Origin of the sequence: Nonomuraea ceibae (assembly GCF_019396325.1) — a bacterium.
GTDB classification, from domain to species: Bacteria; Actinomycetota; Actinomycetes; order Streptosporangiales; family Streptosporangiaceae; genus Nonomuraea; species Nonomuraea ceibae.
Map to the genome: position 1 here is coordinate 40,456 of NZ_JAHKRO010000052.1, position 22,322 is coordinate 62,777.

The 22,322-nt window shown below is 72.5% G+C and carries 23 protein-coding genes; 15 read left to right on the plus strand and 8 right to left on the minus strand.

The genetic code is table 11. The annotated features are described in order from the left end of the window. Window positions 1-37: 37 nt before the first annotated feature. Together KME80_RS28035 and KME80_RS28040 are read right to left on the minus strand one after the other, a co-directional pair. A complete protein-coding gene (locus KME80_RS28035) occupies window positions 38-628 on the minus strand; it encodes a hypothetical protein (RefSeq protein WP_219509360.1) in 591 nt (196 codons plus the stop codon). A gap of 70 nt (window positions 629-698) precedes the next feature. Beyond that, window positions 699-1,775 carry a right-handed parallel beta-helix repeat-containing protein gene (locus KME80_RS28040; RefSeq protein ID WP_246645895.1) on the minus strand — a complete coding sequence of 359 codons (1,077 nt, stop codon included), beginning with the start codon at window positions 1,773-1,775 and terminating at the stop codon, window positions 699-701. A 229-nt stretch (window positions 1,776-2,004) separates the two neighbouring features. Between KME80_RS28040 and KME80_RS28045 the strand changes: the two genes are divergently transcribed. From KME80_RS28045 to KME80_RS28055, 3 genes are read left to right on the plus strand one after another with little or no spacing between them, the layout of a single operon-like run. After that, window positions 2,005-2,568: an RNA polymerase sigma factor gene (locus tag KME80_RS28045; RefSeq protein ID WP_246645896.1), complete on the plus strand. Its 564-nt coding sequence runs from the start codon at window positions 2,005-2,007 to the stop codon at window positions 2,566-2,568. After that, window positions 2,568-3,503: a CU044_5270 family protein gene (locus KME80_RS28050; protein WP_219509363.1), complete on the plus strand. Its 936-nt coding sequence runs from the start codon at window positions 2,568-2,570 to the stop codon at window positions 3,501-3,503. The genes KME80_RS28045 and KME80_RS28050 overlap by 1 nt, the downstream gene beginning before the upstream one ends. A gap of 55 nt (window positions 3,504-3,558) precedes the next feature. Continuing rightward, window positions 3,559-3,906, plus strand: a complete 348-nt coding sequence (locus KME80_RS28055; protein ID WP_246645897.1) for a hypothetical protein — start codon at window positions 3,559-3,561, stop codon at window positions 3,904-3,906. Window positions 3,907-3,922: 16 nt separating this feature from the next. Here KME80_RS28055 and KME80_RS28060 read toward each other — a convergent pair whose 3' ends face one another. Then, on the minus strand, window positions 3,923-5,308 hold the full coding sequence (locus tag KME80_RS28060; protein WP_219509364.1) for a phenylacetate--CoA ligase family protein: 1,386 nt from the start codon (window positions 5,306-5,308) through the stop codon (window positions 3,923-3,925). Between the two features lie 285 nt (window positions 5,309-5,593). Here KME80_RS28060 and KME80_RS28065 point away from each other — a divergent pair, with 285 nt between their 5' ends. Next, window positions 5,594-5,953 carry an ArsR/SmtB family transcription factor gene (locus KME80_RS28065; protein WP_219509365.1) on the plus strand — a complete coding sequence of 120 codons (360 nt, stop codon included), beginning with the start codon at window positions 5,594-5,596 and terminating at the stop codon, window positions 5,951-5,953. Window positions 5,954-6,129: 176 nt separating this feature from the next. On the opposite strand, the gene KME80_RS28070 is transcribed toward KME80_RS28065, so the two are convergent. Next, on the minus strand, window positions 6,130-6,927 hold the full coding sequence (locus tag KME80_RS28070; RefSeq protein WP_219509366.1) for an alpha/beta fold hydrolase: 798 nt from the start codon (window positions 6,925-6,927) through the stop codon (window positions 6,130-6,132). Window positions 6,928-7,099: 172 nt separating this feature from the next. After that, the gene (locus tag KME80_RS28075) at window positions 7,100-7,507 is read right to left on the minus strand and encodes a tautomerase family protein (protein ID WP_219509367.1); all 408 of its coding nucleotides are present in this window, start codon (window positions 7,505-7,507) and stop codon (window positions 7,100-7,102) included. Between the two features lie 107 nt (window positions 7,508-7,614). On the opposite strand from KME80_RS28075, the gene KME80_RS28080 reads away from it, so the two are divergent. Together KME80_RS28080 and KME80_RS28085 are read left to right on the plus strand one after the other, a co-directional pair. Further along, window positions 7,615-8,289: a winged helix-turn-helix transcriptional regulator gene (locus KME80_RS28080; RefSeq protein ID WP_219509368.1), complete on the plus strand. Its 675-nt coding sequence runs from the start codon at window positions 7,615-7,617 to the stop codon at window positions 8,287-8,289. 49 nt (window positions 8,290-8,338) lie between these two features. Further along, a complete protein-coding gene (locus tag KME80_RS28085) occupies window positions 8,339-9,184 on the plus strand; it encodes an MBL fold metallo-hydrolase (RefSeq protein ID WP_219509369.1) in 846 nt (281 codons plus the stop codon). A gap of 51 nt (window positions 9,185-9,235) precedes the next feature. Here the strand turns inward: KME80_RS28085 and KME80_RS28090 are convergent, their stop codons facing one another. Beyond that, complete coding sequence (locus KME80_RS28090) at window positions 9,236-10,012, minus strand: MerR family transcriptional regulator (protein ID WP_219509370.1); 777 nt, start codon at window positions 10,010-10,012, stop codon at window positions 9,236-9,238. A 155-nt stretch (window positions 10,013-10,167) separates the two neighbouring features. On the opposite strand from KME80_RS28090, the gene KME80_RS28095 reads away from it, so the two are divergent. Continuing rightward, on the plus strand, window positions 10,168-11,394 hold the full coding sequence (locus tag KME80_RS28095; protein ID WP_246645898.1) for a serine hydrolase domain-containing protein: 1,227 nt from the start codon (window positions 10,168-10,170) through the stop codon (window positions 11,392-11,394). Window positions 11,395-11,409: 15 nt separating this feature from the next. On the opposite strand, the gene KME80_RS28100 is transcribed toward KME80_RS28095, so the two are convergent. Then, window positions 11,410-12,921 (minus strand): phosphodiester glycosidase family protein, encoded by a 1,512-nt coding sequence (locus KME80_RS28100; RefSeq protein WP_219509371.1) that lies wholly within the window; start codon window positions 12,919-12,921, stop codon window positions 11,410-11,412. 145 nt (window positions 12,922-13,066) lie between these two features. Here KME80_RS28100 and KME80_RS28105 point away from each other — a divergent pair, with 145 nt between their 5' ends. The 8 genes from KME80_RS28105 to KME80_RS28140 all read left to right on the plus strand — a co-directional run bounded on the left by KME80_RS28105 (window position 13,067) and on the right by KME80_RS28140 (window position 21,298). Continuing rightward, entirely contained in the window at window positions 13,067-14,335 is a 1,269-nt protein-coding gene (locus KME80_RS28105; RefSeq protein ID WP_219509372.1) for an extracellular solute-binding protein, read from the plus strand. Beyond that, window positions 14,332-15,174, plus strand: coding sequence for a carbohydrate ABC transporter permease (locus KME80_RS28110; protein ID WP_219509373.1), 843 nt, complete (start codon window positions 14,332-14,334; stop codon window positions 15,172-15,174). The genes KME80_RS28105 and KME80_RS28110 overlap by 4 nt, the downstream gene beginning before the upstream one ends. Then, window positions 15,171-15,989: a carbohydrate ABC transporter permease gene (locus KME80_RS28115; RefSeq protein ID WP_219509374.1), complete on the plus strand. Its 819-nt coding sequence runs from the start codon at window positions 15,171-15,173 to the stop codon at window positions 15,987-15,989. The genes KME80_RS28110 and KME80_RS28115 overlap by 4 nt, the downstream gene beginning before the upstream one ends. A gap of 48 nt (window positions 15,990-16,037) precedes the next feature. Next, complete coding sequence (locus KME80_RS28120; protein ID WP_219509375.1) at window positions 16,038-17,225, plus strand: ROK family transcriptional regulator; 1,188 nt, start codon at window positions 16,038-16,040, stop codon at window positions 17,223-17,225. A 10-nt stretch (window positions 17,226-17,235) separates the two neighbouring features. Then, a complete protein-coding gene (locus KME80_RS28125; protein ID WP_219509376.1) occupies window positions 17,236-18,477 on the plus strand; it encodes a Gfo/Idh/MocA family protein in 1,242 nt (413 codons plus the stop codon). A 32-nt stretch (window positions 18,478-18,509) separates the two neighbouring features. After that, on the plus strand, window positions 18,510-19,463 hold the full coding sequence (locus tag KME80_RS28130; protein WP_219509377.1) for an endonuclease/exonuclease/phosphatase family protein: 954 nt from the start codon (window positions 18,510-18,512) through the stop codon (window positions 19,461-19,463). Window positions 19,464-19,542: 79 nt separating this feature from the next. Next, a complete protein-coding gene (locus KME80_RS28135) occupies window positions 19,543-20,115 on the plus strand; it encodes a TetR/AcrR family transcriptional regulator (RefSeq protein ID WP_219509378.1) in 573 nt (190 codons plus the stop codon). A 1-nt stretch (window position 20,116) separates the two neighbouring features. Then, window positions 20,117-21,298 (plus strand): FAD-dependent monooxygenase, encoded by a 1,182-nt coding sequence (locus KME80_RS28140; RefSeq protein ID WP_219509379.1) that lies wholly within the window; start codon window positions 20,117-20,119, stop codon window positions 21,296-21,298. A 24-nt stretch (window positions 21,299-21,322) separates the two neighbouring features. Here KME80_RS28140 and KME80_RS28145 read toward each other — a convergent pair. Then, the coding region (locus KME80_RS28145) for a saccharopine dehydrogenase NADP-binding domain-containing protein (RefSeq protein WP_219509380.1) at window positions 21,323-22,322 on the minus strand (1,000 nt) is incomplete at its 5' end.

Here is a 22,322-nt window from a genome sequence, read left to right on the forward strand (position 1 = left end):
CGCCCTGTACGAGCCGGGCACGCGGTGAACGGCCCGGTCACGCCAGGACCGACACGAGGATCACCGTCATGACGACGGCGAGCACGACCCCGGCGACGGCGAACGCGACCCGATAGGGATGGCGCTCGGGCCAGGACACCAGGCCCGGGTACGTCCTGGCCAGCTCGGCGGCGTCGACCGGGCGATCAGGGCCGCCGCACGGCACGCCGAGCGCGTTCACCAGCCGGTCGATGTCCGCGCGCGCGTAGCCGCCGGCGGGCACCCGCATGAGCAGGCTGCGGTCGGCGTCGAGCACGAACAGGGTGTCGCCGGGGGACCCCCGCGGCGCGACGAGGGTCGCCCGCACCACCTCCGCGACGCGCGACCGTGAGCGGCGCCGCTGGTAGAACAGCCCTCGCAGGACGATCTCCCGCGACGTCAGGACGATCCGGGCCCGGACGAAGGCGCAGATCCCCAGGAGGATCGGCACGGCGAAGAAGGCGCCCACGATCGGGGCGAACACCGTCGGGGCGTCGCCGGCCAGGACGGCGGCGACGATGAGCACGGCGGCCACCAGTGCGGCGACCAGGAAGATCGCCCCCTTCCCGGCATCGGGCCGCAGAACGAGCTTATCCTGTGTCTCTCGCACGCCAAGATCCCCCTTTTGCTCTCCTTCCCTAACTTGCCTCACCAGGAGCGGTGCTCCGGCCATGCGGGGTTCAGGGGGTGACGGGGATGTTCGTCAGCCCGGAGACGGCGTTGGTGACGGTGTTGGAGGAGTGCACCACGTTGGGGCGGGCCCGGCACTTCGAGGTGGACGTGATCTTGATGGCGTAGGCGCCCACGCCGCCCAGGTCGGAGCGGTTCCCCCGCCACACGTTGCCGCAGCCGTTGGCGAACGACGGGCTGGTCGCCGGGTTGTGGGTCTCGTAGCCGTTGGCGAGGACGCCGGGCGAGGAGAAGGTGCCGGTGTTGCCCTCGATCAGGTAGCCGATGCCCTTCACGTCGATCCAGGAGTCGGCCGAGTTCTGCCCCGACAGGCCCCGGCCGTCGAAGGTGTTGCCCCGGATGACGCCGTCGTGGGTGCCCTCCTTGACGTCGACGTGCTCGGCGGCGACGCCGGGCCCCAGGACGTTGTCCAGCACCTGCACCCGGTCGCTGCGGTCCACGCCGCCGGAGTTGCCGTGGCAGGACCAGTTGGAGCCGGCCGAGCCGATGTAGACGGCTTCGCCGTACCCGGGCTTGACCGAGCCGGTGTTGTCGATGCGGGAGTTCTTGACGACCCCGTCGGAGGACGACCTGCGGAAGTGCACGGCCTCCTCCTCGATGTGATGAACGTGGACGCCGTCGATGGTCACGTGCCGGGAGTCGTCGAGGACGATTCCCTTCTTGGAGTCCTTGACGGTGAAGCCGGTCAGCTTCCAGTGGCGCGCGCCGTAGAGCCACAGGCCGTAGCCGGAGTCCCAGCCGTTGCCGGGGACGGGGCACGCGGGCGCCTGTCCCGACGGGCCGTCGTTGACCAGCACGGCGGTGGCGGGCCCGGTCAGCGTGATCGGCGCGGACGCGGTGCCGTCGCGCTCGGCCACGAAGGCACCCCGGTACTCGCCGGGCGCCAGCCGGATCGTCTGCCCCGGCTGCGCGCCCGCCAGCGCGGCGACCAGCCCGGCGGAGGTGGAGACGTCCACGGTCGTGACGGTGGCCGAAGCGCAGACAGGCTGCGCGGCCAGGGTGAGCGCGGTGACGCCGGCCGCCACGAGCAGACGGCGACGTGCGGGTTCGTACACCACAGGTAGCATCGACGCTCCTGACATGGGGGGTGTCGGGGGGTCATTAGGAGAGTTTCCTAACTTAACGCGGAGCGTAAGTGCGACGGCACTCCTCTGCAAGCCCTCGGTGCAAAAAGCTCGATCTGATCCAGCCCGCAGGTTAGGAACCCTTATTAAGGTCGAGCTTCGCGGCATCGGGAACCCGGTGACGCCCTTCGGGAGACAGCACGGTGAAACACCCACTCACGAAGGAGAGGCGTTGAGCGCTGAGACGGTCGAGATCGACGACGGAGAGCTGATCCGTCGTTCGGCGCACGACCCAGAGCAGTTCGCCGCGCTGTTCGATCGCTACGCCAAGCAGATCCATCTGTACGCGGCCCGGCGGCTCGGCACACAGGCTGCCGACGACATCGTGGCCGAGACGTTCCTGGCGGCCTTCCGCAGGCGCGGCACGTACGACACGTCGTGCGCGCTGGCCAGGCCGTGGCTGTACGGGATCGCCACGACGTTGATCGCCAGGCACCGGCGGCAGGAGGAACGTTTGCTGCGGGCGCTGAGCCGCACCGGGGTGGACCCGCTGCCCGAGGCGCTGGCCGACACCGTGTCGCGCCGGGTGACGGCCCAGGGCAGGGAGCGTGAGCTGGCGGGGGCGCTGGCGTCGTTGCCCCGAGGTCATCGGGACGTGCTGCTGCTGGTGGCGTGGGAGGACATGTCGTACGAGGAGGTGGCGCGAGCGCTGGACATCTCTGTGGGGACTGTGCGGTCACGGCTGCACCGGGCGAGGAAGAAGGCCAGGAAAGTGCTAGGGGATGAGGAGCTGTAGTGAACGTGCTGAAGGAGTTTCGCCGGAACACCCCGGCGATGACTGACAACGCCGCGACTGCTGCCAAGGCGCGGCTGATGACAGCGATCCACGAACCGGAGGCCACACGCAGGTCGGCCTCGTCCGGCACGAGAAGGTTCGGCTGGCGGATCGCGGTGGCGGCGGCTCTGGCCCTGGTCGTCGGCGGGACCGTCGTGACGCTCAGGGACGAGCCGGGCATGGCACCGGTGGCCAGCGTGACCGAGCTGGGCGAGCGCGCCGCCCGTGCGGCCGAGGACGATCCGATGCCCGCGCCGGGCCCCGGACAGTGGCTCTACACCAAGGAACTGCAGCTGACCGGGGTCGAAGGGGACGTCGACCGAGACCAGCGTGACACCTGGGAACGGTGGACAAGCGTGGACGGCAAGCGGTCGGCCTGGTACCAGGGCGGCAAGCTGATGTTCCAAGGCGGCGCGATTTTCAACCCGGCTGAGCTGGCCAAACCGCCTGTCACCCCGCCGGGGGTGATCGCCAAGATCAAGGCGGCCATCCTCGACGAGGACCGCCGGGGGCCGCAGGAGCTGAACGGCCACGTCCCGCCGGTGATGCTCTTCATGGAGATCAACCAGCTCATCTCCGAGCAGTGGCTCGCCCCCGAGGTGCGGGCCGCGCTTTTCCGCGCGCTGCCCACGATCAAGGGCATCACGGTGACCCAGGATGTGCCCGTCGCCGACGGACGGCGAGGCGTCGCGTTCAGCATCACCGAGGCCGAGGCACGGAGCTATCTCGTCCTGGACCCGCAGACCTTCCGGTATTTGGGCACCAACTCGACGCGGCTGCAGGATCGGACCTACGAGTGGGCCGATGGCAGTAAGGAGACCTTCAAGGCGGGCACGGTGGGCCTGACGGCGCAGCTGGAAGCCACGATCGTGGACCAGCCCGGCCGCCGCTCCTGACCACGGCGGCATCCCGGGTCGCACGCGGGCCCGGCCACAGGGCTACCGTCGAGGCATGACCCACGACCTCGCCCCCGGCCTGGGCTGGGTGCCTTCCTCCTGCACCCTGCCCAGCGCCGAGCAGCCGCTTCGCGTGGCCGAGTTCGACGCCCTGTTCGCCGACGCGGTGCGGGGCGTGGCACGGCCGGAGCGCACCCGGCTGCGCCTGGAGCTCGCCCTCAGCCCGGACAACGCCGCCCGGGCCGCCGAGCTGGCGGCCCGGGAGAACGGCTGCTGCTCCTTCTTCACCTTCGGCCTCTCCATCGCCGCCGGCAGCCTGACGCTGGACGTGGCGGTGCCGGCAGAGCATGTCGAGGTGCTGGACGCGCTCCAGGCCCGCGTGGGCGCCGTGGCCCCGCGCTGAGCCCGGGCCGAGGCGGTCAGGGGAGTGTGGAGCCGGCCGCGTTCCCGCCAGTGGCGGGGAACGGGATGACCGCGCGTACCTTGCCGCCCGGGCTGTGCTGGATCGGTTCGCTGCCGCGTTCGAGCCGTACGTGACCGAGGCCGTGGCGGGACAGCAGGTCGCGCAGGCGGACCTCGGCCTGATGCCAGAGGGTCGCGTGGGCGGGGTGCAGCCGGACGCGCAGCGTGGCCGGCGCGGTCTGGACGATCTGGAACAGTTCCAGGCCGGGCACCGCCTCCAGCAGCGTGGCCAGCGGCAGCGGTGCGAGGGTGACCGTCGCCTGTTCGTCCCCGGCGCCGGGGAAGGTGAGCAGGTCGGCGGCGCGGCCCTGGACGCGGACCGCCGGGCCGGGCCGGCCGCACGGACACGGATCGGGCCGGAGCAGGACGCTGTCGCCGAGGTCGTAGCGCAGGATCGGCTGCACGCGGTTGGCCAGGTTGGTCAGCAGCACGGTGTGCGAGGGCTCGCCCGGGGCCACCGGCCGGTACTGCTCGTCTACGGGTTCGAGGACGGCCCAGTCGGCGTTGAGGTGCATCCAGCTCTGCGAGCAGCCGTAGGACAGGAAGGGGCACTCGTTGCAGGCGTAGCTGGTCCGTACCTTCGCTCGCAGGGCGGCCGCGACGCGCGCGTACTCGCCGACGGGCAGTCCTTCGGCGGTGAGCATCACGAGGGCCGGGTTGATGCGCAGCCGTCCGGCTTCCGCCTCGCCGGCCAGCAGGGCGCCGACACTGGCATAGGGGGCCAGCACCGCTGGGCGGAAGTCGTTGAGCTCGGCCACCAGATCCGGCAGCGGCTGGTGCACGCTGAAGGCGGCGACGCGGGAGCTGCCGCGTAGCCGGGCGGCGGCCACGGTGGAGGCGAAATGCCCGCCTTCGGGTATCACCAGCGCCACCCGGCCGCCGCCCCGCGCGATGCGGGCCACGTCCCGTACGCTCAGCGAGCCGGTCAGCAGCCGCGCCATCATCGCGGAGGTCACCGCCGTCGCGCGGGCGTCCTGGAGGAAGATGCCGTGCGTGCCGGTGGTGCCGGAGGTGGTGGACAGGGTGTATCGGCCGGCGAACGGCCGGCCGATGCGCGCCGGGTCGTCGGCGAAGGCTCGTGCCTGTGCCAGGGTGACGGCCGGGTCGGTGACCCAGTCGTCGAAAGCGGCCATCAGCTCGCGCTTGCCGGTGGGCGGCAGCAGCGCCAGGTCGGCCGCGTCGGCCGGCAGGTCCCGGTACAGGCGCCGGTAGTAGGGGGAGTGGGTGCGCGCCCAGGTCACGAGCTCGCTCACGCGGGCCCCCTGCCGGGCGGCCATCGCCTGCTCGCCGCCTGCTTTGGCGGAGCGGGCGTCGGCCAGCAGCCGCAGCGTCGAGGTGTTCATGATGCTCTGGTGTCCCTTCCGGTGGCACCGCGTGCAGGCGGTGTACGGACCCGGCCGGGCACCTGCGGGGAGGACTCGGCCAGGCATGACTGCGTGGCCGAAGGTCTCGTCCACCGGCCGGTGACCGGTCCCCGCCACCGGAGAACGCGAGGTTCTCAGCGTGTCGACGTGCGGGCGTTGCGGACTACTCCCCTTCGGAGTGTCCCCATCCTCCACACATTTCGGAAGTCGCGCAAGTGTCGAAATGTAGGGGGTGGGCCCTCGGCGCGGGACAATGGAGGAACGATGTCGACCTCTCCCACCACGGGTTCAGCTGGAGCCGAGCGCCCGTCGCCGCCCCCGGCGCAGCTGAGGGCGGCGGCCGGGACGTTCGCCCTGCTGGCCAGCCCGGTACGGCTGCACCTGATGTGGCTGATCACCCACGGCTCCTATGACGTCAGCACGCTGGCCGGGCACGCGGGCATCAGCATCGCCACGGTCTCCCAGCACCTGGCCAAGCTCCGGCTGGCCGGGCTGATCACCGCGAGCCGGGACGGCCGCCGGACGCTGTACGCGGTGGAGGACCCGCATGTGGTCACGCTGATCGGCCAGATCTTCGACCACATCGCCCCCGACGGAAGCCTGGCTCCCGATCCTCCCCGATAGCTTGCCCGGCCCGGGTCGCCCAGCGGGCAGCCGGTGCCTAGCCGGGTGCCGAGGCGGCCACATGGGCGGCGTAGACGTCCGGCGGGTTGGCGACGCACACCATCTCGGTGTCCTACTCGGCCCGGTTGGAAGAGCCGGCATCACGTCCCCGGCGGCCTTCGCAGGGGTGGTGTCCGTCACCGGGTGCCGGGAGGGGCGTCGATGAAGTCGCGGGTGAGCGCGATGAGCCGGCTCGGGTCGGCGAACCAGTCCATGTGGCCCTGCCCCTCGATCTCGACGAGGCGGCTGTCCCGGATGGCGGCGTGCAGCCGGCGGGAGCCGTCGACCGGGATCATGTTGTCGTCGGCGAACCCGATCACCAGGGTGGGGGCGGTGATGGCGGGCAGCAGCGGGCGGATGTCCACGTTCAGCCCGAGGTCGACCTGGCGGCCGATGCCGGGCGGGGGCCAGGCGTCGGCCAGCGAGTAGGCCAGGCCCTCGTGGCCGAACCGGTCCAGGGCGGCGGCGCCGAAGCCGGTCAGGGTGGAGAAGCGCTTGAACAGCTCGCGGTCGGTGTCCAGGAGCTTGCGCGCGGTCTCGAAGTAGAAGCGGTCGCGGGGGCCGGTGGTGTCCGGCCAGCCCGCGACGAGGACGAGCCTGCGGACCAGCTCCGGGTGGCGCGCGGCGACGGCGGCCGCGGCGACCGCGCCCAGAGAGAACCCCAGCAGGTCCACCGGACCGTCCACTGCCGCCCGGGCGGCCGCGGTGATCTGCTCCGTGATGCCGTCCACGCTCAGCTCGCGCCCGTCGTCGGTGGTCTGCCCGCTGCCGCTGAAGTTGGGGCGGACGACGGTCCGGGTGGCGGTGAAGTGGCCGAAGACGTTGCCGAAGACCTTCTCGGCGTCGCCGCCCATGCCGTGGACCAGGACCAGGCCGGGGCCCTGGCCGTCGACCTCGTAGTGCACCCGTGCGTCCTGCGCGGAGATGAAAGGCATGATCGAACCCGTCCTTTTAGCGAGAGCTGGTTAAGTGAGCACTAAGATAACGAGTGCTCGCGTAGCAGTCAAACAGATGAGCGCTCGCGTATTCGACGGCGCGGTGCGCAGCGGTCCATGCCGCAACCGGCGGGCACGGGCCGCTGCGGCACCGGTCGAAGAGCTGTCCGGGTCAGCCGTTCAGCTGGGCGATCGCTCGCACGGCTTCCTGGTCGTCGGACTGGAGCCGGCCGGCCCAGCCGGCGTTCTCGAGCGGGTAGTGGTTCATCAGGATCAGCGTCTCGTCGGTGTTGGCGAGGCCCTGGTACGCCTCGGCGATCGCGGCATGGATCCTCTCGGTCATGCTCCGCTTGGCGTCCAGGCTGGACAGCTCCGGCGCCTCGAGGAAGCACAGCGGCCGGATCGGCTCGGCGGCGATCCGGCCGTCCTGGGCCACCTGGTCGGGCGCGTACTCGCGGAGCCAGATCCGCACGTCGGGGATGCGGTAGGCGGCGTCGATCGCCTCGGTGATCTGCTTCATCATCTTCTGCTTGGCGTCGGCTCGAACCCCGGTGGGGGCTTCGATGATGAACTGCGGCATGTCCGTTCTCCTCTTTCGGTGACCGTGTGGTTGGACCGTACAACTAGTTGATTGGAAAAAACAACTAGAGAGGTAAGTTTCAGAACTACGGCTGCTAGACTCGCGGCATGGCGGGCAAGCGGAAGTACGACGACGGATGCGCGGTGTCGCACGGGCTCGACCTGATCGGGGAGCGGTGGACGCTGCTGGTGGTGCGCGAGCTGCTTCTCGGCCCCAAACGCTTCACCGACCTGCGTACCGGCCTGCCGGGCGTCAGCCCGGACGTGCTGACCCAGCGACTCCGCGAGCTGGCCGAGGCCGGCATCGTGCAGCGGCGCAAGCTGCCCGCACCGGCGGGCTCCTGGGTGTACGACCTGACCGAATGGGGCATGCAGCTCGAACCGATCGTCCGGCACCTCGGCCGCTGGGCCAGCCGCTCGCCGAGGCTCCGGCACGACGCCGCGATCGGCGTCGACTCGCTGGTCCTGTCCTTCAGGGCGCTGTTCGCCCCGGAAGCCGCGGCCGGGCTCGACGCCGTCATCGCCCTCACCATGGGCGAGCAGCGCTTCCGCGTCGAGATCGCCGGCGGCCGGCTCGACGCCGCCCGCGGGGAGGCGGAGCACGCGGACGTGGTCATCGGCACCGATCCCGCCACGCTGACCGCGCTGCTGCACGAGGGCCTGCCCGTCGCCGACGCGCTGAAGGCCGGCGACCTGGTGATCGACGGCCCCCTGGACCTGGTCGAACGGTTTCTCGGCCTCTTCCCGCTCCCCGAGCCGGCCCCGCTCCCCGGTCCCCAATGATCACGTGCGGGTGACCGCCCCGTGCGGAGCGCGTGGCAGGATCGCGGCCATGTCCCTGCGTGTTCCCCGCCTCCGGGTCGGCTCGGCCGAGATCATCGCCCTGGCCGACGCCGAGGGCCCGTTCTTCTCCCCGCGCGCCGAGGCCTTCCCCGAGGCCACGGCCGCCCAGTGGGCCGAAGCCGACCGCTACGACCCGGGCGCGGTCGACGCCGAGGGCCGCTGGCGGCTCCAGTTCCGCGCGTACGCCATCCGCGGGGACAAGGGCCTCACCGTCGTGGACGCCGGGATCGGCCCGGCGGACAGCCCGGCCGGCTCGTGGGCGCCCGTGCCCGGCAGGCTCCCCGATTCACTCGCGGCCGCGGGCCTCGACCCGGCCGAGGTCGACACCGTGGTGCTCACGCATCTGCACACCGACCACGTCGGGTGGGCGGTCGTGACCGAGGCGGCTGTCCCGCCGGCGGACGGCGCACCCGCGCCCGGCGGCCGTCGCCCGTACTTCCCGAATGCCGACTACCTGCTCCAGCGGGCCGAGTTCGAGGCCCTGGACGCGCTCAACCCGCAGCTTCGCGAGACCCTGACCGACCCGCTGGAGGCGGCCGGCCGGCTCCGGCTTCTCGACGGGGACACGCGGCTGCGCGCCGGGCGCATCGTCGCGACGCCCGGTCACACGCCCGGGCACCAGAGCGTGGTGGTGGGCGACGGGCGCGAGCTGGTGCTCGTCACCGGCGACCTCCTGGTGCACGCGCTCCAGGTGCTCCACCCCGAGCTCGCCTACGCGCACGAGCTCGACCCCGGGGCGGCCAGGCGGTCAAGGAAGCGCATGCTCGACCGCGCGACCGCCACCACGCTGCACCTGGCGACACCGCACCTGACGGAGCCGTTCGTCGCGGTGTGACCACGGCCCGCTCCGGTGCTCAGGCGACCGGGAACCCACCTCGGGGGCCGGTCATTGACGCGGGACGTCGATGCCCGCCGCGCGTAGTTCCGCCTCGACCAGCGCGTTCAACCGGGCGATGCTCGGCGCTTCGTCCTCCCGGTGGTGGTTGACCAGGCCGTACCGAATGGCGGCGTCGGACCGGCTCCGGGACGCGGGCGGCGGCGCCAGCAGCGCGCGGTCGGCCAGCAGCCTGTCGGCCAGCGCGGACGCCAGCTCCTCGATCCGCGGGTCGCCGGGATCCCAGGACATCGCATCGACGCCGCGCTTGGTCAGCTCGACGAGCTCGGGATCGTCAAGCGAGCGTTCGAGCCGGGTCAGGAAGCTCTCGAAGATCTCCGGAACGAGTGCCCGGGCCAGCAACAGGGCCTCCCGCTGGGCGGCCACGTAGTCAGGGCCGAAGCCGAGTTCGGCGAGCCGCTCCAGGACCGCGCAGGCCCGGTCGGGCAGCAGGGCCCGGTCACCGTGGGCGAGCCGGTGCAGCGTGTCGCGGCGCGCGGTCAGGTCCTCGATCCGCTGGGTGAGCCGCCGCTCGACGTCGTGCAGCGACGCGGCGAACTCCTCGGGGTCGGAGTCGAGCAGGTCACCGATCTCGGCCAGCGGCACACCGGCCTCGGCCAGCGTGCGGACCTGGACCAGCCGCAGCAGGTCGGTCGACCGGTAGCGCCGGTAGCCCGACCCGTCCCGCTCCGGCTCCGCGACCAGGCCGAGCCGGTGATAGTGCCGCACGGTCTTGATCGTGACGCCCACGAACGCCGCCGCCTGACCGATCGTGAGCCCGTCTGCCATCGGCACAGCGTACCGGCGGCCCTCGCGTTCACGGGTGAAGCGACCGGGTTGACGTTGACCTAAGGGCAGGGTGCACGCTCCCCGCAAGGCCCCTCGGAGGGGCGAACACCACGCTCACCGCACGCCCCCTCGAAAGGGCGAACACCAGGAGGTTCATGATGGGACAGAGCAACGGCGGCTTCTCCGACGCGGGGCTGCGCAGACTGCGCGAGGTGCTGGCGCGCCATGTCGAGTCCGGGAAGATCCCCGGGCTGGTCGCCCTCGTCAGCAGGGGAGACCGGACCCACGTCGAAGCGCTCGGGACGATGCGGCACGACGGCGGCGCGCCGATGCGCCGGGACACGATCTTCCGGATGGCGTCGGTGTCCAAGCCGGTTACGATGGCCGCGGCGATGGTCCTGCTCGACGAGTGCCGCCTGCGACAGGACGACCCGGTCGACGAGTGGCTGCCCGAGCTCGCCGACCGGAAGGTGCTGAAGCGTCCCGACGGGCCGCTGGACGACACCGTGCCGGCCGACCGGCCGATCACCGTACGGGACCTGCTCACCTCGACGCTCGGGCTCGGCATGGACTTCGAGCTGCTGAACGCCCCGATCAGGGCCGCGCTCTTCGAAGCGACCGACTACGGCGTGGCGTCCGGACCGGCGCCGGATCCGGACGAGTGGATGCGCCGCCTCGGCGAGCTGCCCCTGTCGTACCAGCCCGGGCAGCGGTGGCAGTACGACCTCAGCCACGAGGTGCTCTGCGTGCTCGTGGCCAGGGTCACCGGCCGGCCGTTCGGGACGTTCCTGCGCGAACGCGTCCTCGACCCGCTGGGCATGACCGACACCGGCCACCACGTGCCCGCCGCCAAGATCGACCGGCTGCCGCCCCTGTACGGGCCCGACCCGCGGACCGGGGAGTTCCTCGTGTGGGACGAGGCCGAGGGCGGGCGGGTCAGCCGGCCCCCGGCGTTCCAGGGCTGCGCGCTGGTCTCCACCGTCGACGACTTCCACGCCTTCTTCCGGATGCTGCTGAACCACGGCGTGCACCAGGGGCGGCGGATCCTGTCCCGGCCCGCCGTCGAGCTGATGACCACCAACTGCCTCACGCCCGAGCAGCAGGCCGCCCGCGACAGCATGTACCGGAACATCGCGCACCTGTCGGCCGGGCTCGCGCTGCACGGCGGCTGGGGCTACGGCATGGCGGTGCGCACCCGCCGGAGCGACTACGCTCCCGTCGGCCAGTTCGGCTGGGACGGCGGAACCGGCACCACCGTCTACGCCGACCCGGCCAACCAGCTCACCGGAATCCTGCTCACCCAGACCGGGATGTCCACCCCGGACCCGGCGCGGCTGTTGCACGACTTCTGGACCACCCTCTACCAGGCCCTCGACGACTGAATGCCGGGGCCCCGGCTACGGTCTGACCAGGATGGCGTTGCCCAGGGAGCGTTGTCCCGTGGCGTCGGAGGGCCGGTTGACGATGCCCGCTCCGGACGTGGCGAGCACGCTGGAGCCGCCGCCGTCGAGGTTCATCGCCTCCACCGCGCCGAGCCGCTTCATCAGCTCGGCCGTCTGCGCGATGCCGAGCCCTTCGCTGTATCCGGCCTGCCTGCCGTCGACGACCACGAGCATCAGGCGCCCGCGGTCGTCCATGCCGATCATGGATCGCGGGTTGGCGCGCAGCGTCCAGTTGTAGGTGAACGTCTGGTCGGCGCCCTCCCGGATCAGCCCGTCGGCGCCGGCGTTGACGGAGATCCTGCCGTCACGGACGAGGGTGGGCCCGACCTGCAGGATCGTGGTGTCGGGGGTGAGGGGTACGCGGTGGCCCCTGCTGTCCTCGACGCGCTCGGTGACGGTCAGCTTGCTTCCCGGGGCGGCGTGGCCGAGCAGCCAGGCGGCGCTGTCGCCGATGGCCTGGACGACCGATCCGCCGGCCGGGACGGCGGCGCCGCGCGTGGTGTTGACCGCGAGCACGGTGCCGTCGGCGTCGAGCACGGCCTCGGCGCCCTCGCCCGCGGGTGGCACGCCCCATTCGGGAGTGAAGAGCACCAATTCGCTGGAGTCGGTGCACCTGAGGTCGTGCTGGGGCTTCTCGGTGGGCTGGTCGCCGCCGACGCCGCCGCAGTTCCACACCTCGCCGGGCAGCCGGTTGACGCCGTCGATCTCGGCCGTCGCCCCGCCCGCGCGCAGCGTCACGCGCGCGGTGAACGCGTCGACGTCGACCCGGCGGCCGCCGTGCGTGATCTTGATGCCGCCGCGGCCCTGGGTGGCGGAGCCGATGAGCTTGCCGTTCTTGACGTACAGGCCGCCGGGCGCCCGGTTGTAGAACCACTGGGCGTTGATCCCGGCGGCGGCGCCGGTCGCGGCCATGAGGTCGGTCAGCGTCTCGGGGCCGTTGAGCGCCTGCCCGAACTCGGTGTCCACGGTGCCGCGGAACTCGCGGAAGTCGACGCGCAGCACGTGCACCTTCTGGGGCGCGTTCGCGTCGGCGCCGTCCTGCGCGGTGTAGCGGGTGCCGCCGGCGAAGCCCGCGGCCCTGATGCGGGTCAGCTCGGCGGACGCCTCGCCGCTGGTGGCGTAGCGGCCCACCCGTACGGTCCACCCGAGGACGTCCGCCGGGCGGTCGGCGAAGTCCGGGAGGTCGACCCGCTCGACGCGGGGGGTGAAGCCCTTCTCGCGCAGGGCGGCGGCGATCCGGTCGGCGATCTGCCTCGGTCCGAGCGCCGTGCCCGCCGTGGCGGCCGGGCCGTCGAGGGTCGCGGGCAGGTAGACGTGGACCGTCCACTGGTCGTCGGCGTCCTGGGCGCCCAGCGAGAGCGTGGTCAGGCTGACGCCTGGGGGCAGGCCGGGCTGGGTCGCTCCGACCGTGGCGGGCAGCAGCACGGTCAGGGCCGCTACCAGGGACGTTAAGGCTGTGCTGGGCATGTGCGTCCTTCGTTCTCGTGGCCGGCCCGACCGAGACCCGTGTCTTGACGGCGCATCGAGCGGCTCCTATTCTTCAGGGTCAATTAATAAATGACCCTGAAAAAAAGAGCAACCCTCCGCACCCCACCGACCCAAGGACCCCCTCATGAGGAATCTGCTTCGGCTCGCGGCGGCCGCACTCACCGCCCTCCCGCTGACCGCGTGCGCCGCCGCCGGGAGCGACGGCCCCGTCGCGCTCACCTGGTGGCAGGGCCCGAACGCCGAGACGCCCACGCGGGAAGCCGTGGCCGCCTGCACGCGCGACGGCAAGTACACGATCAAGGTCGAGACCCTCCCCGAAGGCTCCGACAAGCAGCGCGAGCAGCTCGTCCGGCGGCTGTCGGCCAAGGACCGGGCGGTCAACCTCATCACCATGGACGTCGTGTGGACGGCCGAGTTCGCCGAGGCCGGCTGGATCCTGCCGCTGCCCGACGCCACCGCCAGGACCGTCACCGACGGCACGCTCGACGGCGCTCTCAAGTCCGCCACGTGGAAGGGCGAACTCTACGCGGCGCCCCTGCTGTCGGGCTCGCAGCTGCTCTGGTACCGCAAGTCGCGAGCCGCGCAGGCGGGCATCGACCCGGCCAAGGGCGAGCTGACCTGGGAACAGCTCCTGGCCGCGGCCGGCCGCCTGCCCGAGGGCGAGCGCGGAGTGGCCACGCCCGGCAACCGCTACGAGGGGTACACGGTCTTCGTCAACGCGCTCGTCGCCTCGGCGGGCGGACAGGTCGTCGACGCCGAGGGCCGTCCGGGACTCGACGGCGACGCCGGGCGGGCCGCCGCCACCGTCATCGGCTCCCTGGCCACCGGCCCGGCGGCGCTGAAGGGCCTGAGCACGCTCGACGAGGAGACCATGCGCGCCGCCTTCGAGCAGGGCGAGGCGTCGTTCATGACGAACTGGGGCTACGTCTACGCCGCGGCCGCCGAGCGCGCCGCGAAGGAGCCCGCGTTCAAGAAGGTCTTCGACGACTACGGCTGGGCCCGCTACCCGAGGGTCGCCGCCGACCGGCCCAGCGCGCCGCCGCTCGGCGGCTCCAACCTCGCCATCGGCGCCGGCACGCCGGAGGACCAGCGCGAGAGCGCCTACGCGGCCATCGCCTGCCTGACCTCCGCGCAGTCGCAGAAGGGCTTCATGATGGGCGCCGGCATCCCCGCCGCCCGCGCGTCGGTCTACGACGACGCCGAGGTACGCGCCGCGTTCCCGTTCGCCGACGTCATGCGCGACTCGATCGCCGAGGCGGAGCCCCGGCCGATGGTGCGCAAGTACAACGCCCTGTCGACCGCGATCCAGACCGCCTTCCACCCGCCCGCGTCGGTGACCCCCGACACCGCGGCCAAGGCCCACACGGCCGTCGCCGAGGCCGTGGGACAGTGAACCGGATCCGCACCGAGCGGCGGCTGGGCTGGCTCATGGCCGGCCCGGCGCTGCTCCTCATGACGGCGGTGACGGTGGTGCCCGTCCTGCGGACCGTCGCGCTGTCGCTGGAGAGCTACTCCCTGAGCGCCCCCGGCGAGCGCGCGTTCGCTGGGCTCGGCAACTACCGTGAGATCCTCACCAGCGGCGACTGGTGGCGCGACCTGTCCTCGACGGTCATCCTGACGGTCACCAGCGTGGGCATCGAGTTCGTGCTCGGCTTCGCCCTGGCGCTGGCCATGCACAAGGTCCTGTGGGGCAGGCAGCTGCTGCGCACCGTCGTGCTCGTGCCGTACGCCGTGCTCACCGTGGTGTCGGCGTTCGCCTTCCGCTTCGCCTTCCAGCCGTCGGTGGGCTTCGTGGGCGGCGACTTCAACTGGCTCGGCGAGACCTGGTCGGCGTACACGGTGATCGTGCTGACCGAGGTGTGGAAGACGACGCCGTTCATGGCGCTCATGCTGCTGGCCGGGCTCGTCACGGTGCCCGGCGAGGTCCACGAGGCGGCCAAGGTCGACGGGGCCGGCGCCTGGCAGCGCCTGTGGCGGGTGACGATCCCGGCCATCCGATCGGCGATCATGGTGGCGCTGCTCTTCCGCACGCTCGACGCGTTCCGGATCTTCGACACCGTCTACATCCAGACGCAGGGCGCCGTTGGCACCGAGACCCTGTCGTTCCTGAGCTACCGCTTCCTGATCAGGGATCTGGAGGTCGGCCTCGGCTCGGCCGTCTCGGTGCTGCTGTTCGTCTGCGTGGCGATGATCGCGGCTGGATTCGTCAGAGCGTTCAGAGGTGAATCATGAAACGGCGCGTCGCGGACATCCTGGTTACCCTGACCGTCGCGGTCTGGACCCTGGCCCCGATCGCCTGGGTCGTGAGCCTGTCCCTGAAGCCCGCCACCCTGCAGAACGACGGCCGCTTCCTGCCCGCCTCGCCGACGCTCGACAACTACACCGGGCTGTTCACCAAGCCGGTGTTCACCAGCGCGCTGGGCAACTCCGTGGGCATCTCGCTCATCGCCACGACCGTCTCGGTGATCGTCGCCATCTTCGCGGCCTACGCGATCGCGCGGCTGGCCTTCCGCGGCAGCGGGCTGGTGCTCGGCACGGCCCTGTGCCTGACGATGTTCCCGGCGATCGCGCTGGTCGGGCCGCTGTTCACGCTGTGGACCGAGCTCGGCCTGTTCGACACCTGGCTCGGCCTCATCATCCCGTACGTCTCCTTCTCGCTGCCGCTGGCGATCTGGCTGCTGACCTCCTTCTTCCGCACCATCCCGCGCGCGCTGGAGGAGTCGGCGCAGGTCGACGGCGCCACCCGGCTCCAGGCGCTGGTCCGGGTCGTCCTGCCCGCGGCCGTGCCCGGCGTGGTCACCACGTTCCTGCTCACCTTCCTGGGCTGCTGGGGCGAGTTCCTGTTCGCGATCTCGCTCACCTCGACCGAGGCCTCGCGCACGGTCCCCGCCGCGCTGGCCTTCTTCACCGGTGACTCGGAGTTCCAGCAGCCGTACGGCGCCATCGCCGCGGCCGCCCTGATGGTGACGGTGCCGGTGGTCGTCCTCGTCCTGCTCGCCCAACGCCGCATCGTCGCCGGGCTCACCTCCGGCGCCGTGAAGGGGTGACACCATGCCTCACGCCGGAACCCACCGTCTGCCCGAGAGAGTGCTGCCATGACGTCTTCCGCGACCGCTCCCTTGCTGCGCCGGCTGAACGCCGAGAAGGCGCTGGCCGTCCTGCGGGAGGTCGACACGATCCGCCTCGCCGAGCTGGCCGACGCCTCGGGCCTCTCCAGGCCCACGGTCGACGCGGTGATCGAGGATCTGCGCAGGATCGGGCTGATCGCCGAGACCGAGGACGCCACCGCCGGCCGCCGCGGCCGTCCCGCCAGGCTCGTCCGGCTACGGGCGGAACGGGGCTACGTCGTCGGCATCGACATCGGCGTGCACAAGTGCGTCGTCTCGGTGGCCGACCTGCGCGGCGCAGTCCTGGCCACCGAGGTCCGGCAGCTCGGGCAGGAACTCGGCCGCAAGGCCCGGCTCGACGGTGTTCGGAGGACCGTACGAGCCGCGCTGAAGCCCGCCGGGGTCGACCGGTCCGCCGTCCTGGCGGTGTGCACGGCCACGCCCGGCGTCGTCGACCCCCGCACCGGGGTGGTGCTGGCCTGCGACGTGCTGCCCGACTGGAAGGGCCTCAACCTCAGGACCGAGCTGGGCCGCTCGTTCGGCGCGCCGGTCCTGGCCGACAACGACGCCAACCTCGCCGTGGTGGGGGAGCGCTGGCGCGGCGTGGCCGCCGCGAGCGAGGACGTCATCTACGTGCTGGCCGGCGAACGCCTGGGCGCGGGCATCGTCTCGGGCGGCCAGGTCTTCCGCGGCCACGACGGGGGCGCCGGTGAAATGGCCTTCCTCAGCCTGCTGGAGCACACCCCGGGAGCCGAGGGCATCGGCGCGCTGGCCAGCCATGTCGGCAAGGAGGTCGTGGCCAGGCTGCGCGAGCACGGCGAGCCGCAGCCCGGCCAGGCCGAGGGGCTGACGGGCGACGCCGCGCTCCTGATGGCCGCCGCCCGCGACGGCGACGAGGAGGCCCAGCAGGTCCTCGAGCAGATCCTGGCCCGCATCGCCAGGGCGGTCGGCACGCTGGCCCTGCTCCTGAACCCTGAGCTGATCGTCATCGGAGGCGGCGTGGCGGCCGCCGGCGAGCAGATCGCCGAGCCGATCCGCCGCAGGCTGCCGCAGATGACCTCGCTGCCGCCCCGGCTGGAGGTGTCGTCGCTCGGAGACCGGGCCGTCACCGCCGGGGCCCTGCGCACCGCCCTGGACGTCGTCGAAAGTTCCCTGCTGGACAACCTGAATGGCTGAGAAGAGAAGCATGTCACCTGTGTCGCTGGCCATCGTCGGAGCCGGGGACCGCGGCAGCGGATACGCCCGGTGGGCGCTGGAGCACCCTGACCAGGCCCGGATCGTGGCCGTCGCCGACCCGGTCGAGGAACGGGCCCAGGCCCTGGCCCGCCCGAGCGGCGCCCGGATCTTCCCCGATTGGAGGCAGCTGGCCGAGGCGGGCCGGATCGCCGACGCCGTCGTGATCGCCACCCAGGACTCCGACCACGCGGAACCGGCCCGGACCTTCGCCGGGCTCGGCTGCCACCTGCTCGTCGAGAAGCCGCTGGCGCCGACCGAGGCCGAGTGCCGCGCCATCGTCTCGGCCGTCCAGCGGACGGGGGTGATCTTCGCCGTCTGTCACGTGCTGCGGTACGCGCCGTACACCGACACCGTGCGATCCGTGCTGAGCTCGGGCCGGATCGGCGAGATCGTCTCCGTCCAGCACCTCGAACCCGTGGGCTTCTGGCACCAGGCGCACTCCTACGTGCGCGGCAACTGGCGCAGGTCCGACCAGGCCAGCTTCATGCTGCTGGCCAAGTCGTCGCACGACCTCGACTGGCTCCAGTACGTGGTCGGCCGCCCGGTCCGCCGGGTGTCGAGCTTCGGCGGGCTCAAGCACTTCCGCCCGGAGAACCGCCCCGAGGGAGCGGCCTCACGCTGCCTCGACTGCGCGGTCGAGCCCGGCTGCCCGTACTCCGCGACGCGCCTGTACTTCGGACGGCTGCGCGAGGGGCGGCACGGCTGGCCGCTGAGCGTCGTCACACCCACCTTCACCGAGGAGGCCCTCACCGGCGCCCTCCGGCACGGGCCGTACGGCAGGTGCGTCTACGACTGCGACAACGACGTCGTCGACCACCAGGTCGTCGCCCTGGAGTTCGACGGGGGAGCCACCGGCACGTTCACCATGACCGGCTTTAACACCGGCGGGCATCGCCGTACCCGGATCTTCGGCACCCACGGCGAGCTGTCGTGCGACGGCCGGAGCGTCGTCGTCGAGGACTTCCGCACCGGCGACTCCACGACGATCGCCGTCACGCCGACCGGCGACCCCACGGCGGGCGGCGGCCACGCGGGCGGCGACGAGCGGCTCATGGAGGCGTTCGTCCGCGCTGTCGCCACCGGCGACCGCGACCTGATCCGCTCGGGCCCCGCCGAATCGCTCGCCTCCCACCTGGCCGTCTTCGCCGCCGAACGGGCCAGGCTCACCGACCGGGTCATCACCGTGGAGTGAGGCCGGAACCGCAACAGGAAGGAGCTCGCCCCATGCGAGCAGCGCTCAGAACGGTCCTTTCCGCCCTCATCTGCTTAGCCCCGCTGCTCGCCCCCGGGCCCGCCCATGCGGACGCGCCCGACGCCGAGAACTGGCCGCGCCCGCGGTTCATCAGCTACAACGTCTGCGGCGGCGCGAGCCACTGCCCGCCGATCTACGAGGACTCCGCGATCGCGTGGCGGGACGTGGTCGTGCGCGCCCTGGACACCTGGGACGCCGACCTCGTGATGCTCCAGGAGGTCTGTTACGGGCAGTGGACCCTGCTGCGCGACCACCTGCGCGGCCGTACGGGCGAGCCCCGGTACGACTCGGTGTGGGCGGCGGCCCTGCCGTCCGCCCCCGGCTGCTCGCGCTGGGGCGACGACCTGCGCTTCGGCCTGGTGATCTTCGCCAAGGGCGGGACCGGGACGATCGACAACGGCTCCCGCGTCGTCCACCCGCTGCCCGAGGCGCGCGACGTCGAGAACCGGATCCTGCTGTGCGCCCGCGCCACCGTCACCGGCCGCCAGGTCCGCGCCTGCAACACCCACATCGACCCCGACGACGCGACCGCCAGGCTCCAGGTGGAGCGCGTGGCGACCCTGACCGAGGGCTACGCGGGCCAGGGCGAGCCGGTGGTGCTGGGCGGCGACTTCAACGTGCTCCCGGCGGACAACACCCTCGACCCGCTGTACGGCCACACCGGCGGGCACGGCGTGTTCCAGGAGGTCGACGAGAACGACAAGGAGCACTTCGGGGCAGCGTGCGCGCAGACCCGGGACCGCTGCAGGAGCGGTGAGGCGACGGCGAAGCTGCCCTGCTCGCCCCACGTCAGCGAGCCCGGGAAGATCGATTACGTCTTCCTCAGCCACTACTGGTTCACGACCGTCCGCGGCGACGCGGCGGCGTGCACGCCGGGCATGTCGGACCACCACCTGCTGCGCGGTGCGGCGGCCTGGGAACACTGACCGGGACCTTGCCCGTGGCCTCGTCCGGGCATACGATCAGGGCAGTCGTACAGGACGACTGCCCTGATCGGAGGAAGCCATGACGTCCCCGGCGGCCGAGCGCGGACGCGACGTGCGGAAACGCCTGCTGAACGCGGCGGTGGAGCTCATCCCCGAGCGCGGCTGGGCGGCGGTGAGCACCCGGGTCCTCGCCGAGCGCGCCGGGGTGACGCCGAGCGTGGTGCACTACCACTTCCCCTCGCTGCCGAGCCTGCTGCGCGAGGCCGCGACCGGCCGGATGAGGGAGCTGCTGGCCGGGCTGAACGAGCTGCTGGAAGGCGCCCGGTCGCCCGGCGACGCGATCGGGACGATGCTCGCGTCGGCCGAGGAGTACACCGGCGCCGACGCGAGCTCGCTGCTGTTCGTCGAGGCGTACCTGGCGAGCACCCGCGACGACGAGCTGCGCGGGCAGATCGCCGAGCTGGTCGCCGAGTTCCGGCAGCGGTTCGGCGGGTGGCTGGAGCGGCACGGGGTGCCCGCCCCGTTCGAGACGGCCGCCGTCCTGGCGGCCTCCGTGGACGGCCTCCTGCTGCACCGTGGCCTGGGCCTCAGGGCGGACGATCTCTCGGCGGTGCTCCGCAGGCTCGTCCCCGCGCCGGTCGAGGAGGGATGACGTGCGAACGGTGATCTGCGGGGCCGGGATCAGCGGCCTGGCCCTGGCCCACCGGCTCGCCGCCCTGGGCGGCGAGGTCGTGGTGGTCGAGCGCGCCCCCGGGCCCCGACCGCAGGGATACATGATCGACTTCTTCGGCCCCGGGCTGGAGGCGGCCGAGGCGATGGGCCTGCTGCCCGCGCTGGAACGAGCGGCCTACCACTACGACGAGGGGCGGCTGGTCGACCGGGACGGCCGCCGCCGCGCCACGCTCCGGACCAAGAGCTTCTCACGCGGCCCGCTGCTGAGCCTGCTGCGCCCCGACCTCGAGGCCGTCCTGGCCGACGCCCTTCCGGCCTCCGTCGACCTGCGCTACGGCACGGCCCTGACCGGCGTGGCGAACCGCCCCGGCGGCGTGACGGTGACGCTGGCCGACGGCGGTGTCCTGGACGCCGATCTGCTCGTGGGCGCCGACGGGATCCACTCGACCGTCCGCCGGCTGGCCTTCGGGCCGGAGGACCGCTACCTGCGCTACCTCGGCCTGCACACGGCGGCGTTCGTCTTCGACGCGCCGGACGTGCACGCCGCCGTCAGGCACGCGTTCTGCCTCACCGACTCCGCCGACCGGCAGATGGGCTTCTACGCGCTCCGCGACGGCCGGGTCGCCGCGTTCACGGTGCACCGCAGCGCCGACCCCGCGACTCCGGACGACCCCCGGGCGGCCGTCCAGCGGGCCTACGCCGGCCTGGGCTGGGTGACGCCGCGCGCGCTGGAGCGGTGCCCGCCGGCCGAGGAGATCTACTACGACCAGGTCGCGCAGATCGAGCTTCCGGAGTGGAGCACCGGCCGGGTCGTCCTGGTCGGGGACGCCGCCCACGCCGTGTCGCTGATCGCCGGGCAGGGCGCGTCGCTCGGGCTCGCCGGCGCTTTCCTGCTCGCCGACCGGCTCGCGCACGAGCCGGCGATCGAGCGGGCCACGGCCGGGTTCGAGCGGCTGTGGCGGCCCGTGGTCGAGGACATGCAGCGCAACGCCCGGTCGATGGCCCGCTGGTTCCTGCCCTCCTCACCGGCCGACCTGCGGGTCCGGCGCCTGATGCTCCGGCTGAGCCGGGCGCCCCTCGTCATGGGCTACGTCAGCTCGGTCCTCGCGGGCAAGGACACCAGGCTCGCCGACGTCGCGGGGCCACGTCACCACCCCTGCTGAGCCGTCCCCGGCCCGGCGCGAGGGTCAGCTGACGACGAAATCCTCGACCAGTGGGTCGTCGCGCAGCTCGGCGGCGGTGGCGTCCGGGTCCAGGACCTCCGCCGCCAGATGGACGCCCGGCGGCACGGAGCCGGTGAGCACGGCGCGGGCGGCGAGCGCCATCACCACCCCGCTCAGCGCGTACGAGTCGACGGCCGTGAGGACGATCCGGCCGGGACCCGGCGGCTCGCCGGGACGGGGGCGGGCGGTGAAGAGCATGACGTAGAAGGCGCCGAAGTCGGCGTTGTCCGCCAGCGAGGCGCGCACGACGGAGCCGGCCAGCGCGGCGGGATCGGCGCCGTCCGCCTCGGCCCAGGCCGCCGCGAGAGCCTCGGGGAGCCGGCCGGAGACGAAGACGTTGTAGCACCGCACCTCGTCGGCGCGGGTGTCGGCGGCCAGGGTCTGCGCCTCGGTGGTGAGGTACGGCCAGGCGTGCACGGGGACGGGGAAGCCCGGCAGCCGCACTCCGTGCAGCGGCGCGAGGGCGTTCGGCTCGACCCGGCCCCCGCGCCAGGCCGCCATCGGCGCCCCGAACCTGGGCCCCCTGGTCAGCAGCGCGTCCACGGCGGACAGGGGGGTGAACACGGCCGCGCCGCCCACGTACACGTCGAGCCGGCGCGGCGCCCGTCCCTTCGCCAGCAGCCTGGGCAGCAGCCCGGACAGGCCCGGCATGACTCCGGCGGAGAACACCGCGGTACGGTCGCCCGCCAGGGGGTGGCCGGTGAGGGCGTCCTTGGCGGCCAGCTCGCCGCCGATGTCGACGTAGTCGGCCCCGGCGGCGAAGGCGGCGCGGGCCACGGTGTCCAGGACCCGGTACGTGGGCCCGGCGCAGCTGACCACGATCCGGCAGCCGTCGCAGAAGGCGGCCAGCTCGGCGGGGTCGTGGAGGTCCACGCGCACGGCGTGGGCCGGGCCGGGGAGGGAGGCGGCGACGTCGGCGGCTGCCGCCACGTTCCTGCCGCCCACGCGTAACGGGCCGAGGCCG

What these genes read in the sequence shown, in the direction of transcription:
- KME80_RS28090 (WP_219509370.1), bottom strand. Translation starts at nt 10,012, where the DNA reads ATGGCAGACGGGCTCACGATCGGTCAGGCGGCGGCGTTCGTGGGCGTC.
- KME80_RS28040 (WP_246645895.1), bottom strand. Translation starts at nt 1,775, where the DNA reads ATGCTACCTGTGGTGTACGAACCCGCACGTCGCCGTCTGCTCGTGGCG.
- KME80_RS28105 (WP_219509372.1), top strand. Translation starts at nt 13,067, where the DNA reads ATGAGGAATCTGCTTCGGCTCGCGGCGGCCGCACTCACCGCCCTCCCG.
- KME80_RS28065 (WP_219509365.1), top strand. Translation starts at nt 5,594, where the DNA reads ATGTCGACCTCTCCCACCACGGGTTCAGCTGGAGCCGAGCGCCCGTCG.
- KME80_RS28095 (WP_246645898.1), top strand. Translation starts at nt 10,168, where the DNA reads ATGATGGGACAGAGCAACGGCGGCTTCTCCGACGCGGGGCTGCGCAGA.
- KME80_RS28115 (WP_219509374.1), top strand. Translation starts at nt 15,171, where the DNA reads ATGAAACGGCGCGTCGCGGACATCCTGGTTACCCTGACCGTCGCGGTC.
- KME80_RS28070 (WP_219509366.1), bottom strand. Translation starts at nt 6,927, where the DNA reads ATGCCTTTCATCTCCGCGCAGGACGCACGGGTGCACTACGAGGTCGAC.
- KME80_RS28085 (WP_219509369.1), top strand. Translation starts at nt 8,339, where the DNA reads ATGTCCCTGCGTGTTCCCCGCCTCCGGGTCGGCTCGGCCGAGATCATC.
- KME80_RS28100 (WP_219509371.1), bottom strand. Translation starts at nt 12,921, where the DNA reads ATGCCCAGCACAGCCTTAACGTCCCTGGTAGCGGCCCTGACCGTGCTG.
- KME80_RS28130 (WP_219509377.1), top strand. Translation starts at nt 18,510, where the DNA reads ATGCGAGCAGCGCTCAGAACGGTCCTTTCCGCCCTCATCTGCTTAGCC.
- KME80_RS28080 (WP_219509368.1), top strand. Translation starts at nt 7,615, where the DNA reads ATGGCGGGCAAGCGGAAGTACGACGACGGATGCGCGGTGTCGCACGGG.
- KME80_RS28120 (WP_219509375.1), top strand. Translation starts at nt 16,038, where the DNA reads ATGACGTCTTCCGCGACCGCTCCCTTGCTGCGCCGGCTGAACGCCGAG.
- KME80_RS28055 (WP_246645897.1), top strand. Translation starts at nt 3,559, where the DNA reads ATGACCCACGACCTCGCCCCCGGCCTGGGCTGGGTGCCTTCCTCCTGC.
- KME80_RS28060 (WP_219509364.1), bottom strand. Translation starts at nt 5,308, where the DNA reads ATGAACACCTCGACGCTGCGGCTGCTGGCCGACGCCCGCTCCGCCAAA.
- KME80_RS28135 (WP_219509378.1), top strand. Translation starts at nt 19,543, where the DNA reads ATGACGTCCCCGGCGGCCGAGCGCGGACGCGACGTGCGGAAACGCCTG.
- KME80_RS28125 (WP_219509376.1), top strand. Translation starts at nt 17,236, where the DNA reads ATGTCACCTGTGTCGCTGGCCATCGTCGGAGCCGGGGACCGCGGCAGC.
- KME80_RS28075 (WP_219509367.1), bottom strand. Translation starts at nt 7,507, where the DNA reads ATGCCGCAGTTCATCATCGAAGCCCCCACCGGGGTTCGAGCCGACGCC.